Source organism: Clostridia bacterium (genome assembly GCA_034926675.1).
Classification (GTDB): Bacteria; Bacillota; DTU025; order DTU025; family DTU025; genus JAYFQW01.
Map to the genome: position 1 here is coordinate 45,168 of JAYFQW010000026.1, position 14,999 is coordinate 60,166.

Here is a 14,999-nt window from a genome sequence, read left to right on the forward strand (position 1 = left end):
CGCCTACGATAACCCCTGGAAGGCGTGGGCCGCGGCGCTCATCATTGCGCGCGCGTCTGCCATTATTTATGATCTCTGCAGGAGTCATGACCCACAGAAGCCAATACTACGCGGCAACAGGATATGCAGGTACATGGGGAGTGTGATCCGCATGAAACGACGTCTGATGCTACTCCGTATGGTTGCTGTAATGCTCCTTGCCGTGATGGCAGGCCTGGGCCCTGCACCGGCGGTTCGGGCTGCAATTCCGCGGGCTGACCTTCCAGCTGACGTCGCTGCGTGGCTGGCGCTCATGCCAGAACTGGCCGCGGCGCCTGCTCCTCCCTGGCTGAAGGCAGGCGCACGGCTCACGTACCACATTATGTCGGCTGCAAGAGAGGGCGATACGACGCCCGCAGGCGAGAGCCTGGTGCAGTATGACGTGGTTTCGTCAGACGGAACGAGCGTGCTCGCCGTAGCCGGAATTCACGTCATCTCCGACGGCATGCTGGCGCCTGTGCGTGACACGGGGTTCATCGTAGGCGCCCCAGGCGTGGGCGAAGTGTGGATGAACCCGGCGGCGTTGTCTGCTGCGGAAAGGCACGCCAATCAGCATATCTCCATCGCACACGTGCCCATGAACGTGGGCGGGGCCACAATAAAGGCAGTGAGGTTCGAATCCGCCGAAGGTGTTTCACGGAACGTGAGCGTGTTCGAAGAGGCAACGGGTGTATTGCTGTACCGAATCCAGGCCCTGGGCAACCTTGACACAGCCAAACAGAACACCGTGATATCGGAGTTCGTGTCGATGAGGCAGATTAACCCGGCATGGGCCGGCGGCTCAACGCCTGCATGGGCGGCAGTAGACGCCATGTTCAAGTATGAAGGCACAACTGCGGTCAACGTGGGCCAAGGGTCGCCCGCCATCCCACTTCCCTTGGCAATGCTGGGGCAAATAGTGTATGCTGCACCGACGTATGCATGTGTAAGGTGGGAAACCTACATGAGCGGCCGCAAGACCGAAGAACGCTACTCTCTGTCGCCGGCGGCTATCCCGTCAGGAGGCATATTCCTGCCGCCGCAGGCCTTGGCGGTGTTGAGGGCAGGACAGGCGCTTGATGCTGATCCCACAACAGGCGTGACCATATCCGTAGCGCAAAGCCCCCTGGTCATGGACGGTAAGCAACTGCTTACACTGGTGCATCAGGGCCGATCATTTCAGCGGTTGTACGGCTACGATTGTCAGTCGGGCATGCTGATCTACTTCGGCGAGTCGGCACAGCAAGGACTTGCCATGGTCCAAACAGAACTGAAGTTGACCGGCGTGTACGGTAGATGATAATGGGAGGAAGGCATGATGAAAAGCCGTCTTGGTCTATTTCGTCCCAACCTATTCTGTGTGACCCTCGCGCTATGTGTAGGGGCTGCGGGATTGGGGTTGCTGGGCCCGGGGGCGGCGGCACGGGGGGCAGTTCAGCCCGCAGATATCCCAAGCGATGTTCCAGCTTGGCTGACGCGCATTCCCGAACTGGCCTCAGCGCCCGCGCCTGCCTGGTTGCGAACGGGCGCGCGGCTCACGTACCACGTCATGTCGACTGCCAAGAAAGAGGATAAGACATCAGGAGGCGAAGCACTGGTTCAGTATGACGTGGCATCATCTGACGGGAAAACCGTTCTCGTCATTCTGGGTATTCACAGCATATCTGGAGGTCCTCTCATGCCGCTGCGCGACGGCGGCTTTATCGTGGGCATTCCGGGTGTAGGCGAGGTGTGGATGAACCCGGCGGTGCTGCCCACTGCAGAAAAACACGGCAATCGAGATTTGGCCATAGGGCACACGTCCATGAACGTGGGCGGTGCTGCGAGGCAGGCAGTGAGGTTTGAGGCCGACGAGGGCATCGGGCGGAATGTGAGCGTATTCGACGAGCAATCCGGAGTGCTGCTCTACCGAATCAACACCCTCGACAAGGCCACGCAAAACACGGTGACATCCCAGTTCATGTCGATGAGGCAGATGAACCTGGCGTGGGTTGGCGGCTCGACGCCTGCATGGGCAGGAGCAGGCACTCAACTAAGGTATGAAGGCACAAGTGAGGTCGGTTTCGGGTATGGGCCGCCTGTAGCGACGCCCACCGTGATGCTGGCGCACATAACGCAAGCAGGCCCAACGTGGGCTATGGTAAAGTGGCAAAGCTACCTGAACGGACAGCTCAACGGAGAACGGTATTCCCTGGCGTCGGCGACTATCGCCTCAGGCGGCGTATTCCTGCCTCAGGCGGCATTGGCGACGCTGAAGGCAGGCCAGGTGCTTGATGCGGATCCCACGACGGGCGTGACAGTGTCGGTTGCGCAGACCCCCTTGAGCATGGACGGCAGGCAACTGCTCACACTGATGTATCAGGGCCAGTCGTTTCAGCGGCTGTGCGGTTACGATTGTCAGTCGGGAATGCTAGTCTACTACTCGTCTTTCTCACAGGAGGGAGTGAGCCAATTCCATACGGAACTCAGGTTGACTGGGGTTTCCGGCAAGTGAGCCGTAGTCGAAGACGTGTGAGGATCTAGCATGTATCGTCTTAAGGGACGGCCGCCGACCTGAGCGCCTCCCGGACGTCTTCAGCGAGGGCGTCGAGCAATCTCTCCTGATAGCCCGCCTTCCGCTCTGCTGCCATCGCGTCTTTGGCGGGGACGAGTTCAGGCGCGGTGACCCCCTGAAGCTTCGCGAGGCGGTTTTCGGGAAGAGGCGTCTCTGACACACAGCCTAGGTAGTCTTGGAGTCCGTAGCGCCACGGCCGGACTGATCCAGGGAACCGGTTCATCAGCCTCTGGGCCATCTGGAGCCCTTCGGGGTCAAAGTCTCCTGAGTAGAAGATGGCAGCTCCGCCGGCCGCAAGCTTGTCCATGAGCATCAAGGCAGCCAGCCTGAATTGCCCATGGGTGCACACCATAGGCGGTCGGCGGGCGTCTCGCGAAGGATCGTCCGATAATCGATCCAGGATAGCTGAGAAGACCCCTGAGTTCTCAACCACAAACACCGCCGGGCCGGCGCCGTGGCCCGCCCCAGGCCCTGCGCAAGCCTCAAGCGGCATGCACGACCGCGCCTTGACAAGCTCCCGGAGGGGGATGTTGAGCACAGCGCCTTCCCGGCAGGCAGCGGCCCACGTTGCCAGAGGCTGGGGAACGCCGGGGCCGTCCGATCCGCCTGATCCGCTGCTTGGTAGGGCAATGGGGATCTCGTCGAACGCCAGGATCCCGATGCAGGTCACGAAGTTTAGGAGATCGTCCCGTATTATCCCGAAGTGCGCCAGGAGTTCAGCGACGTCCTCGGCCCCATGAGGCGGCGCCGTTGCGCCATCTGCCGGGCCATCCACCGGGTTGTTCCTAAGGTTGTCCGCCTGGCCGCCAGCACAGTCGCGGCCTGCCACGGCCGCGCGCACCCAACTGAGCGCGGCGATGAGGTGCTTGCCTTGTTCAGTGTCTATGTCGAAACCATGTGGGTCTCCGGCGAGGCGGCTCGCGAACACTGGGAGCCGTTCATATTGCCCAGTGTCCCGGCGAGCGGGGTCGGTCGGCAGATTCGCGAGGGCCCGGAGGACCTTCTCGAGCTGTGTGCGCAATGTCGCGGGATCGCGGTCGTAGGAGCGATGGATGCCCCGGCTTCCTGGGCCTTTCGCCGCGACATTCTCAATCCATGCCCTGCTGTAGCGCGCCCCGCACACCTCATGTAGGCTCTGGAAGAACGCGCTTTTCGCCGCCTGATACTCCTGCCGCTCTTCCGAGCGGGTAGCGATAGGGTTCCCCTGGTATCCTTCGAGGATCTTGACCAGCTCAACTCCTGCAAACCTGGTGCGCTCAAGCGCCTTCGCTAAGTGAGCGATGGAGACAACTGCCGATTCGCGCGAGGTGTAGTCTTTGCGGAAGAGCTCGGATAGGGCCTTCCTCTCTGCCGCGTCGAGCCCGACGAGCCTTACCGTGCCGCGGATGTCGCCGAGGCGCCTGTACTTCTGGATCACCTGGCCGATTAGGCGATGCAGCCCCTTTTCCTTTTTGAAAAACTCTACCGCCTCCGCTAGCCTCTTGTCCATCCTGCTCCCTCCGAACACCAATTCACTTTCCCGCCGCGGTCACAGCCACCATGTCTCTTGCTGCCCTGGCGTCCCGAAGCGCATCCTCGGCCGCCTCCTCAAGCACTTCTGATTCCCGGACCGATCCGAGCAACTGGCGCGCGTGACCATCCCAGCGGTAGTGCACGCAAGTCACGAAGGATGCATTTCTTGGGCGGACAAGCTCGCAAATGGAGAGAGACGAGACGGTATCGTAGTCTCCCCACAGGCTCGCTGAGTTCATGATGTAATCGAAGCCCAGCTTCTCCAGGAGATCAAACATGTCGCGGATGTTGTTCTCGTCCACTCCGGCAAACGCCTCATCCAGGGAGATGATGTAGGGCGCATCTTCGCGAGCCTCGGAGTACCTGGAGAACGCGGCAGATAGAAGCGGGATGTACATGGCCATGGCTTTCTCGCCCCCGCTGAACTTGTAGAACGCGTTATTGGTAAGCTCCCGCTCCCGCTCGCCCTGGCGGGTGTAGTACAGAGTGAAAGAGAACCACTGCCGGTAATCGAGGACTTCCTTGATGACTCCGTGCAGAGTCTCGCCCTGCCTTCCCTCGGCGAGCAATTCCTTCGCCCGGTCGATCCTGTATCTGAAATGCCTGACCACCATGGTCACATCTTCTTCCTTCAACAGGCTCGGGTTAGCCCGAAGCAGATCGACGAGGTCTTTCGTGTCCATCTCATCCTCGGACTGGGCGGTCCGGGGCCGCAATCGCAGGTCGAACGTAAGGCCGCTTGAGGTATCCCTCTCGGCCATGAGCTCTCGCATCCTCTTCACCCACTGCTCGGCCCGGGTTATCCGCTCCCGGATGATCCTGCCGACACTGTGCATGATGATCTCCTCATAGAGCTCACGGTCCTTTTCGCTGAGCAATCGCTGCTGAAGCTCGATGTCCTGATCTAGCTGGTTGAGGACGAAGTAGGGGCTTACCCGCTTCCCTCCATACTCCATCAACACCTGGAGCCGCCGAGACTTCTGCTTCAGTTGCTCCCACTCGGCATCCTCAGCGTCGCCGTCTTCAGCGGGGGCAGGCAATTCCACTTCGAGCACAGGCTCGATCGCAGGACGGTACTCGACCAGGTTCCCGATCTCCTCATAGAAGGCTTTGTTCAGCCGGCCCGTGACCACCTCCCGATCCAGGTTGGACTTGGCGATCAGGCGCCCGAGTCTCCTGCGGATCACCTTGGCTCTGTCCAGGGCGGGAGCCTCGCCGTCCGCGAAAGCCGCGTCATCGGTCTCGGCCGCCTGTCCCTCGTGCCCCTGTCTCTGCGACGAGTCGTCGAGCCTGACAAGGTCCAGTCGTTCGTCGTCGAGGAACACCCTTCTCCATGCGTCCGCCGCCAACCGAGCGGAGCTGAGATTCCTTGCTTGGTTCGCGATATCGCGCTCGACGGATTCGATTGCCGTGGCCGCGCTCCCGCTCCTGCTTGCAAGCTCTTGGCTTTGATCGGGAATGGCCCTGAGACGGTCCACTACCTGCTCTACCCGGGCCCGGATTTCGTCTACCCCAAGTTCTGCAAGGCGAGCCCGAACCTGCTCCAGCTGGAGCGAGATCCGGTCGAGGTCGGCCCCGAAAGAGCTGATCTCCCTCACAAGCTCGGCTGAGTCTGCTGTGACGCTCTTGAACCTCTCCTTGTATTCACTGTAGAGGGAGAGGTTGTGGACGAGCCCCTTATGCCCGAGCTCGACTTCGTGCAGGTGAAGCATGTAGTCCTTCATGGACTCAATGGCCCAATCGTACGCGTCTTCAGTCCGCTCGAGCCTCAACCCTTCCGCAGCCGCGCGCAGCCGCCCGCGGACCTCCTCGAGGCTGGAGTAGGTCTGTTTCACCTTTCCGTTGCATCGTTCCACCTCGCGTTCGTGCGCCTGAACCTGCAGTTTCGCACCGCCAAGGCGCTCGAACGCTGCAAGCGTATCTGCATCCGCCGGGAAAGCCGCGTGGTCGGCCGCGAGCTGACGCTGCCGCGCTTGAAGGATCTGAAGCCCCGACTCGAGCTTCAGGCGCTCCTCCCGAATCGATGCGAGCTCAGCCTCCAGGCGGACGATTGTTTGCTCACGGAACCTCCGCCGCGCTTCCCTGCCGATGAAAGTCGCCCGCCCGGTTTTGGGAGCGGAACCCGCGATTATGCCGATGCGGTAAGCTCCGCCTTCGGCCAAGGCTGCGGGAGCTGATTCAAGGGCGGCATCGGACGCTGAGTTGGTTACAAGAATGCTTGCCAGGGCGTCTGCGATGTCCCTTTCCGAGATGCCGGAGCCCGGGATCGCTGCTGGGCGAAGGAAGTCCGCGAGCGTGGAGGCGAGGATCTGTGGTTTCGGCCTGATGATCCTGTCGGAATCCAATCCTGTGATGTCGAAGCTCTGGGGAACGATGATCGCGTCGAGCAGGCCCATCTCGGTGATGGCCGACTCTACCCGATCTCGCATATCATCGGGCAGTTCATCGCGAAACTCCACTGCGGCGAAGAATGGCAAGTGCGGTATCCCGGATTCGGCAAGTCTACGCCTTGCAGCGACGGTTTCCGGGCGGCGCAGGGGCTCAGGCTCCTTTCGCGCACGCCATTCGGAGAGTTCGCCTTCCTTCGCGTCGATCTCCTGTTTCTTGACGCCCATGGCGTGTTGGACCTCCAGGATTTCGGCCTGAAGCGCGCGCAGCCGACGGGAATAGGCCTCCTCTTCCGGCGCGCGTGCTTTCGCGTATCTGTACAGCTCATATAGCTGAGAGAGCCGCCTTGAGATCTCCTGGATTTCCTCATTGGCGAGCTCAAGCTCTCCGCATCCCTTTCGCCAATCGTGGACTGCCTCTATGAGCGCATCCTTTGCCTCTTCGAAGCCTCTTCCAAGCTTGTGCTCCTCATTTCGCGCGAGGTCAAGTTCCTTTTGGGCCTCGCCGAGCGTGAATTGTGCTTCCTGGTGCTTCTCTTGTTTTCGGGCGTGTTCTTGAATCACGTTCTTCACGGCCTCAAGCTTGCGCAGATGGTCCCCGGCTTCCTTTCTCCACAGGACGAAGTCGCGCGGGGGCCGGGGATCCTGTTCGAATTCAGAGATGGACACGGCGGATGGCACATAGTGCGCGTCCGCGGCGTCTGTCCTCATGGTCTCAAGAGCCTTCTTGATGCTGCCCTCTGCCTCCGCCGCTTCAGCCTCGCAATGACGTGTCTTTTCCTCGAGATCCGATTCCGTCCGCCGTTTGCTCGACAGCTGACTCTCCTTGTGAGACCTGGCCCGCCAAACGTCGGCGTGCTGCGCCTCCAGGCCTTGCTTCTCCTGTTCGGCCTTGAAGACGTCGTGTTCCTTGAGTCGGGCCTCTTCCTCTTGAAGAACCTCTCTCTCTCGGTTCAGCGCTTCGAGTTCTCGCTCGCATGCGGCTTTTTCGGCTCGGCGCTCCACGAGTGTGGCCTCGAGCTCCCTGCCCAGGTCTTCGAGGCGGTCCCGGCGATTGACGGAGCTTCGGAACCCTTCGGCCTTCTCCGCAAGCACGAACTGGTTATACAGGTCATATTGCTTGCATAGCCGCGATAGAGAGGTCTGGTCGCGCGTTATCTGGTCGAGCTGCTGTTTGATCTGGTCCATGTTCTCGATGGTGTCTGAAAGCGGCCTGAGCTCATCGTCGGAAAGGGCGGGAAGCGACGCGGTCAGGATCTCGTATATCACTGTGGGCTTGAAGTCCTTCGACAGCTTGGGCGTGCGAAGCTGGATGAGAAGTTGGATGAGCTCATCATATACTGCAAGGGACTCGAACCCGAAGATGTACCTGTTGACAAGCTCCATGTAGTCTCTCTGGGTGCGCACCACCCGGCCGCCCGCTCCGAGCTCATCCTCGAGCTGACGCCGGGTCAACGGGATCTTCTGCTCCTCGCCTTCTTCGGCGCTGAACTCGGTCTTGTAGAGCAGAAGGTCGTGGCCGATGCGCCGATTGTCGTGGATCACGAAACCCCAGAAATCCATCTCGGCTCCGCGCCTTGCCCTGAGCCCGATGCCTGTCGTCATGAACTGAGGCTTGTCTGCGCGTTTGTACTCCAGGTAGAGGTATCCGGTGCGCTCCTCTCGATCCACTACGTCCTTTTCACCCAGAAGGTAGTCCTCCATCCTCCGCGCCCGGGAACCGAACGGGTCCAGCCGGTCTGCGCCCTTCCTCCCATCGAGCAGCACCGGGATGAGGCTCTGCATCGTTACGGACTTCCCGGAGCCGTTTGCCCCCCGTAGCAGCAGTTTTCCATTGGAGAACGCGAACTCCTCGTCATCGTAGTACCAGAAGTTCAGGATCCCCGCTCGATGGATCTGCCATCTATCATCGGATCTGCGTCCGTGCAATCCTCACCACTCCTTCGCGGCCCGATCGGCGGCTGTGAGCTTTTCTTCGAATTCGGCTGGATACTCCCCAGTCACCCGCCCGAGCGCGGGCATGAGCAGGATCATCCCGGATTCTGGATCCTTGCGCGCGAACCTCCACTCGATCAGGAACGCTTCAAGCTCCCGGGCTACTTCCGAGAGTTTCGCCTCCCGATGCTGAACGCCCCAGCCAGGTCCGTATCTAGACTTGCAGACCATTACGAGCCGCTCGAAATCTACCGGGGTGAGCCTGATAGTCTCCTCTGGCTGCCTCTGGAGTTCGCCTGCGGAGAGCGCCTCGCGCACAACCGTCGCCAGCTGCAGAGAAATGTCGGAAATGCCCTTGGTGTCGGGATACGCGGTGTATCTAATCTTTCGCTCTGAAAGGACCAGCATCGCGCAGGTTCGGTATAGCTCGAGCCTGAAATCGGTGTGAGCCTCGATATCTTCCCGGATGCGGTTCCGGTAGTTGCGGAGATACAGGATGTCCGGGTCCTGGCTCCCGTGTCCGTACATCACAGGGCATAGAAAAAGCTCCCGGTAGATCCGGCGCCGCCGAGAAGCGGTGCTCTCCCGGTCGCCTTCCGTCTCGCCCCAGGCTGCCGCGAGGAGTTCGCGCATGGTCCTGAACTCCGATAGGTCCTTCGGGTAGGGTCGCATGAAGTATCTGGACACGACAGTCACATCGTAGAGGACCTCAGTATCGGCAGAGAAGCTGAACCGCTCCACGTCTCCCTCGACCGGCTGGATGATGCCTGTTTCCTGGGCGAACGTGAGCACCCTAACCAGGGACTTCCTGTGCTCGTAGTTGACCCAGTCAAGACCTATCTCAGTAGGGCACGTCGCCCTGAGATCCTCGCATACCTCGCTCAGAAGGAACTGCTCCTCGACCGCTCTCCGGTCCAGATAGGCGAGAAGGCAGGCGAAAATGGCATAGTCCCTGGGATGCTTGAAGTCCAGGATGCCCATGGAGGCCTCGGGCTCGGCCGGGATCTTCTCGAGCCTGGCGAAGTATCGGTGCACGACGAGCCTAAAGCCGAGCTTGTCGAGGGCGTAGGCCGCGAGGGCCGTTTCACGATCTCGGACCATCCGGTACTTCTCAGGCTCTCTGTCTCTCAAGATCCACCATTGCTCCATGAGGTCTGTCATAGCTTCTTTGGCAATATCATCGAAAGAGTCGTCAGGCGCCATTCTTACCTCCAGGTCCAGAGGACGCCACCAGGAATTCGTAATTGGGCATCTCCAAGATCCCATCGTCGGATTCAAGGCATATCCTCGTGTTATCCACCAGCCTCAGCTCTACCCTGCGGCCGGTCTCTGTCTTCGCACACAGATCCGAGCTGAGCATGCACCTATCGATCCAGGCCAGGAGGACCCTTCGTATATTCGGGTCCACTCGGCCTAACTCTGCCAGAGCGATCCTGCCGCCAGCGATCATCTCTTCAATCAGACGCCGCTCTGTGGCCCTATCGCGAAGATGCGCTTCAAGCATCTCCTGCTTTTCGCGTTCCTGGCTCACGATCGCGCTCGGCTTTGTCCGTTCGTGATAATGCCTGGTCCTGGGCTTTATCGCAACAACAGACGGGGGCAGGTCCCATATCTCTGCATACATGTCCTCCGAGGCCGGGAAGTCCGAGACGAAGCGCCGGGTATTTGGAACCCCGAAGACGCAGGCTGAAAGCTTGTGCGCCTCTTCTATACTGTCGAGCCCTGCAAACCAGCGAGCCAGATACAGATAATCGTTGTACCGACTGCGGATGCTCTGGCTCCTTTCGCCCAGCCTCTGAGCGAACCTGGTTATCCTGCGGATTGTCTCATTGGTCTCGTTCTGAAGGTAAGACAGGTCGCTTTCACGGCCCCCGGCGCCCAGAAACCAATCCTTCAGCCCTTGCCACTTCCCGAGCAGAGTGGCCTCCAGATCGGATTTGGATGGGCGCGCGTCCAGCCTCGGGATGCTGAGCTGATGGTCGGCGACCTGGCTCGCAAGACGCTTGACGACGTCATCCGGCGTGCTGCGGAGCACTGCATCTATCTTGGCGGAGGTCCGCTGCAAGGAGGACATGAAGTCGCGGAGATACTCAGTGAGCGCATCCTTGTAGACGAGGAACGCCTCGGTCTTCATGAGCCCCTCTACCTTCTCGCTCTTCAGATGCGCGAGATAGTCGGTGGCGTTCTGGGTCAGCCTTTGGAAATGCCCGAAGGTCTCGTCCCAGATCTGGCTGACCTCCTCGCTAGATCGCGTGTTGCTCGGATCCCGCTCGGGCCCAACGAGCATTTCGAGAGATTCCAGCATCCGCTGGACGAGGGTTCTTTCGAGTGATCCCCCGAAGGATTCACCCATCTGTTCGAGACTGCGCACCATCCTCTCGATCTCGACGGTGTAGGGCGCGCATTGATACCTGAACCTTTTCTTCCTGAACTGCTCGATGCTGGCGACCCTGCCCGTCTCCTGACGGGGTATCAGGTTCTTCCACTCCACGAGCTGATCGAGGTCTCGCACGAGCAGGTCTTCAGTATAGCCCTGGAAATGCGGGCTCTCTCTCAGATTGTCCAGCACCTCATCAGGAAGGAGGTAGTACCTGAGCCGTTCATGTTGGATGTAGAAGTAACGGAGAATGGCGCGGTAGCGCCAGGCATTCTCGGTAGTCAGGTAAGTGACCTCAGTGATCGGTTTCAGTAATCTATCGTCCATGAGCATCCGTCCATCCATACATTCAGTGCCCGGGCGCGGCAGTGGCAGGGGGGCGCGGCTGGGGTCGTGACGACCGGCCCTGCGGCGCGGCGAGTTTCGCGCCGATTCTGCACCAGTCAGGCACTCATTAATTCTTCGTCAGCGGATTGTGACTTCCTTCAGGTAATGTGCGAGGATACGGCCAACATGGCGCGATACTGGGAGCGGAGCCCGGGGTTGCAGCGACTCTTTGTATTGTGTCCGAGTGGGGAGGGAGCATGTGGACAGCTCTCAGGGCGGGAATGATGCTCTCGAAGTCCTGCTTGAGGATGTATCCTTTCGCCCCTAGGCGGAGCGCCTTGCTGCACGTGCACTTAGCTCAGAGCCATCTCTAACCTGGTGAAGGTCTTCCGCGAGGAACTCTTGGACAGTCTGTAATGCGTGGTGTCTGCACAAGGTGCTGCGAGGAAGGTAGGCTAGACGGCGCGCCGCGTGCAGGATAAGATGCAGATGGTGACTGAACGACGTGAGCTGCGCCATCCATCGTTTGGAGGCGCCAGAGCGTGGGCTTTCGGATGCCGCGTGCACGAGAGAGAGGAAAGATGCTAGACATTGCTCTTCAGCAGTTTCTAGCTACTCTCCCCGCGACTGATGTGGAGCGAGTGATCCAGTTTGGATCCCATGCCCGCGGCTCGCTACGATCCAGCAGTGATGATGATGCCCTTCGTTGGTTACGACAAGCCGAGCATGATCTCGACGATGCGCATTTCGTCATAACAGGGAATCGACATGGACTCGCTTGTTTCCTAAGCCAGCAATCGGCGGAGAAGGGGGTCAAGGCGTTCCTATTCGCTTGTGGAGCGGAAGCAGTGTGGGGCCATTCTGTAGCTGAACTCTGTAGAGACGCTGCGGAGCTCGACGGGACGTTTGAACCCATAATCCCCCTCGGCGCCAGTCTCGACAAATACTACATTCCTACTCGTTGCCCCGATAGTCTACCAGGAGGCATTCCAGCAGAGGCCTTCGATATCTGGGATGCAGAGAAGGCAGTCAAGACAACTCAGACCATCCTCTCACACGTTCGAAAGCGGATGCGGGATTTGCAGCCGAACGAGCGCGAATAGGATTACCGCCTCCCAATAGGCATCTGTACCGGCGGCGCCCCCACCACGAGTCCACCGTTGGTGCTCGCTTGAGCTTTCGCCGGACCGATGCCAGCAGAACCCGATGCCGAGCCACTGATGTCTGACACCGAGCCATCGGCATCGAATGTGACCTGCGCCCCGAACTTGGCTCCCAGCTTTACGGGGCCTACTCCTACCTTCGGCACGTTCGCATCTTATAGCAGCGCCGGCGCGATGCCTGTACCGCCGCAGTTGCCGCACTCGTGATGGGAAATGGGGAGCGAGGCCAACATGTCGGTAGTGTCGGCCGCGATCTTCCTACCCTGCGTCTCTGAGGTCGCAGCCTGCGCTCGCTGTATGTGCCGCTGCATCATGGAGGCATATCTATCATGTCGGTATCCAGATCGAGATGTTCCGCAGCACGATCCATGGCCTGAATCGCTGTCTTCCAGAAGTGATCCCCTATCAGCTTCAAATGCAACTGCTGTTTGTCAAACACGTGACAGCTCCGATACCGAACCAGCGATCGTCTCGATGCTGCCCCAAGTGCCGAACTGCGGCACATATAGACGGGCTTGGCCCCATGGGGGCGCCAGAGGAACGACCGGAATAAGCGAAGCCAGCGAGTCGCTGTCGTCCCACTCCGGCGGAAGCGGCGGCGCCTTGTCGGACTCGCCGAGATCAGTTCGTCAGTCGACGGCGAAGCGCCGAGGTCGAGCTGGGCCACGGAAGCAGGCAAGAAGGGCGCACTTGTTGAAGTGGCCAGCGTCAAGCTGAGCCGAATTGCGGCCGCACGATATCATGCTAATCAACCCTGCATAGGCAAGTTGGGGGTCACTGGCAATGCGGGGCTCGATTCAGATGATGATAGCCGACAGGAGATGATCCGCCTGTGGCGGTCGTTAGCGCGATTTCCCGTGCCACCAGGATGTCGACGAAAGCATGATCTGATCCGTTTGGCTGACGGGACCGGCATCCTGAACGAGCGGGAGGGAATCAGTGGTTATGCCTCTGAGAACCCGTGAATATCCGGCTGCCTATACCGACGAAGAGAGAGCATTCCTCGACCCTTACATGTCGTCGGCTGTTCACCGCGCATACCTGGATATCAACGAGAGAAGACCGAAGGGAAGGCTTTGCAGTGCGGGCCGCCTGAGGAGCATTTTGAGCTGCTGCGGGGAAGCGATTACGTGGTGTTGGCGCTGGCCGACGACGGTCTGAATGCCGACGTCGACCGGGTGGTAGGTTTCATCACCGCCGTCAGCGATGGGGTTCTGGCTGCCTACATCCCATTGCTTGAGGTGCTTCCCGACTACCGTGGGCAGGGCATAGGGACTGAGCTGGTTAGGCGCCTTCTCCACAAGGTGAGGAACCTCTACATGGTGGACGTAATGTGCGATCCGGATGTGCAGCCGTTCTACGCGCGTTTGGGAATGCAGCCATCGGCGGGGATGATAATAAGGAGAATGGGCTAGCCCATTCGACCTTGCAGTCATCAATCACCTTGCACTGCCTCACGCACCGTTTCGGCGTACATCGCGACCCAGCTTCCAACGAACGAGCTGGCACAACGCCCCCACGTCTTTGTCTTCGTAGAACTTTTCGACATGGTATAGCGCCTTCCGACCCGAGAGGATGCAGATTGCCAGGGCTTCAATCGCCTTTCCAGGCGAGACTCGGCATCTCGTCCGATCCTATTCGCAGCATCTATCAATGATGTCTGCTAGGCCAATCTCCTCCGCCATGGCGGCGATCAGAGAAGTTGCGCCTGCGGCAACCGGCCTCACCGCGCCAAGAGCCTCCAAGATAGTCTCCATATGCAACAGCGTGCACCTCCGGGATCCACATTACCCGGAGCGAACAAACAAGTCTTTAGCTGGTCACCCCCAAAATGCCTGCTTGCCATATGTTACATGCGGAACGTGAGATGCAGACCGACGGCGATAGTGCGATACTCCGAGGGTCCGGAGCATCTTGTCCGGGAACGACTTTGATTCGGAAAGCAGCCGATTGCCATCGGGAAGCTGAACAAAGATGACAGCATCAAACGAATCCAGGATCATCCGTGCTGTAGGCCGTTTTGTTGTCCTTTTGCCCGGGAGCGGCAACTCCTCATCAGTGGCTTCAGCATAACGCCTTGCTCGTCGCTGGAACGATACTGTCGATGAAACCAGCATTGAGACGCCCGCAATGTCGATGAAACCAGCATTGAGATCCTCCAAACGCGCGTTCCGGCGAAATTGGCGACACTGCGCGCGAAAGGGCGGGATCATGGCATAATGTGGCGCGGCTGGCTTGCAGCTAGACGTGTTTTCGGAAATCGCCCGCGCGCGTCATGGAATCTGCGCGAACCTCGACCGCGGGAGTCGGACCATCAATGTCGACCAATTGGACACTGACCCCGTGGTCAATGTCCAATTGAGTGGCATTGAGCGCGCGACAATGCCGGTTTGGCCGACATTAACAGCCTGCGGGACCGGAATCTTGAGAACCACGGAGCCGCATCAGCGGCTGTAGACGGCGCGCGAGACGTTGCCTTCCGCGATGCCAAGGCAATGCCCCAGGTACAGACTATCTAGCGAGCTCAGGGCTGCAGCGAAAACCGAGCGATTGAACGCCCAAGGGTGCTGAACATGGGACGTGATGGCCGAAGCTGTACTTATGCTGCATTACGACGGCCGACGGAGTGAGATCCGATATCATGCGACTTGTCATCAGCCGCTGATTTGCGTTTAGCTTGCGCTCAACTTGCGTTCAGTTTGCACCAATCGCTAAGCAGGCCGAAG

The 14,999-nt window shown here is 59.6% G+C and carries 10 protein-coding genes and 1 pseudogene; 4 read left to right on the forward strand and 7 right to left on the reverse strand.

The annotated features are described in order from the left end of the window. Window positions 1–151: 151 nt before the first annotated feature. Both VB144_07940 and VB144_07945 read left to right on the forward strand, forming a co-directional pair. Window positions 152–1,318 (forward strand): hypothetical protein, encoded by a 1,167-nt coding sequence (locus VB144_07940; GenBank protein ID MEA4883570.1) that lies wholly within the window; start codon window positions 152–154, stop codon window positions 1,316–1,318. Window positions 1,319–1,336: 18 nt separating this feature from the next. After that, window positions 1,337–2,512 carry a hypothetical protein gene (locus tag VB144_07945; protein ID MEA4883571.1) on the forward strand — a complete coding sequence of 392 codons (1,176 nt, stop codon included), beginning with the start codon at window positions 1,337–1,339 and terminating at the stop codon, window positions 2,510–2,512. Window positions 2,513–2,552: 40 nt separating this feature from the next. Here VB144_07945 and VB144_07950 read toward each other — a convergent pair whose 3' ends face one another. The 5 genes and pseudogenes from VB144_07950 to VB144_07970 form a co-directional block, all read right to left on the reverse strand. Next, window positions 2,553–4,061, reverse strand: coding sequence for a TIGR02679 family protein (locus VB144_07950; protein MEA4883572.1), 1,509 nt, complete (start codon window positions 4,059–4,061; stop codon window positions 2,553–2,555). 22 nt (window positions 4,062–4,083) lie between these two features. Continuing rightward, a complete protein-coding gene (locus tag VB144_07955) occupies window positions 4,084–8,400 on the reverse strand; it encodes a TIGR02680 family protein (GenBank protein MEA4883573.1) in 4,317 nt (1,438 codons plus the stop codon). Between the two features lie 3 nt (window positions 8,401–8,403). Further along, window positions 8,404–9,609, reverse strand: coding sequence for a TIGR02678 family protein (locus VB144_07960; GenBank protein ID MEA4883574.1), 1,206 nt, complete (start codon window positions 9,607–9,609; stop codon window positions 8,404–8,406). After that, window positions 9,599–11,110 carry a TIGR02677 family protein gene (locus VB144_07965; GenBank protein MEA4883575.1) on the reverse strand — a complete coding sequence of 504 codons (1,512 nt, stop codon included), beginning with the start codon at window positions 11,108–11,110 and terminating at the stop codon, window positions 9,599–9,601. The genes VB144_07960 and VB144_07965 overlap by 11 nt, the downstream gene beginning before the upstream one ends. Before the next feature lie 256 nt (window positions 11,111–11,366). Further along, window positions 11,367–11,447: pseudogene (locus tag VB144_07970) on the reverse strand (DNA-binding response regulator). Between the two features lie 205 nt (window positions 11,448–11,652). Here VB144_07970 and VB144_07975 point away from each other — a divergent pair. Both VB144_07975 and VB144_07980 read left to right on the forward strand, forming a co-directional pair. Next, window positions 11,653–12,213: a HEPN domain-containing protein gene (locus VB144_07975; GenBank protein MEA4883576.1), complete on the forward strand. Its 561-nt coding sequence runs from the start codon at window positions 11,653–11,655 to the stop codon at window positions 12,211–12,213. A 1,136-nt stretch (window positions 12,214–13,349) separates the two neighbouring features. Continuing rightward, window positions 13,350–13,688 carry a GNAT family N-acetyltransferase gene (locus VB144_07980; protein MEA4883577.1) on the forward strand — a complete coding sequence of 113 codons (339 nt, stop codon included), beginning with the start codon at window positions 13,350–13,352 and terminating at the stop codon, window positions 13,686–13,688. A 219-nt stretch (window positions 13,689–13,907) separates the two neighbouring features. Here VB144_07980 and VB144_07985 read toward each other — a convergent pair whose 3' ends face one another. Together VB144_07985 and VB144_07990 are read right to left on the reverse strand one after the other, a co-directional pair. Further along, window positions 13,908–14,036, reverse strand: a complete 129-nt coding sequence (locus VB144_07985; GenBank protein ID MEA4883578.1) for a hypothetical protein — start codon at window positions 14,034–14,036, stop codon at window positions 13,908–13,910. A gap of 57 nt (window positions 14,037–14,093) precedes the next feature. Further along, complete coding sequence (locus tag VB144_07990; GenBank protein ID MEA4883579.1) at window positions 14,094–14,390, reverse strand: hypothetical protein; 297 nt, start codon at window positions 14,388–14,390, stop codon at window positions 14,094–14,096. Window positions 14,391–14,999 lie beyond the last annotated feature (609 nt).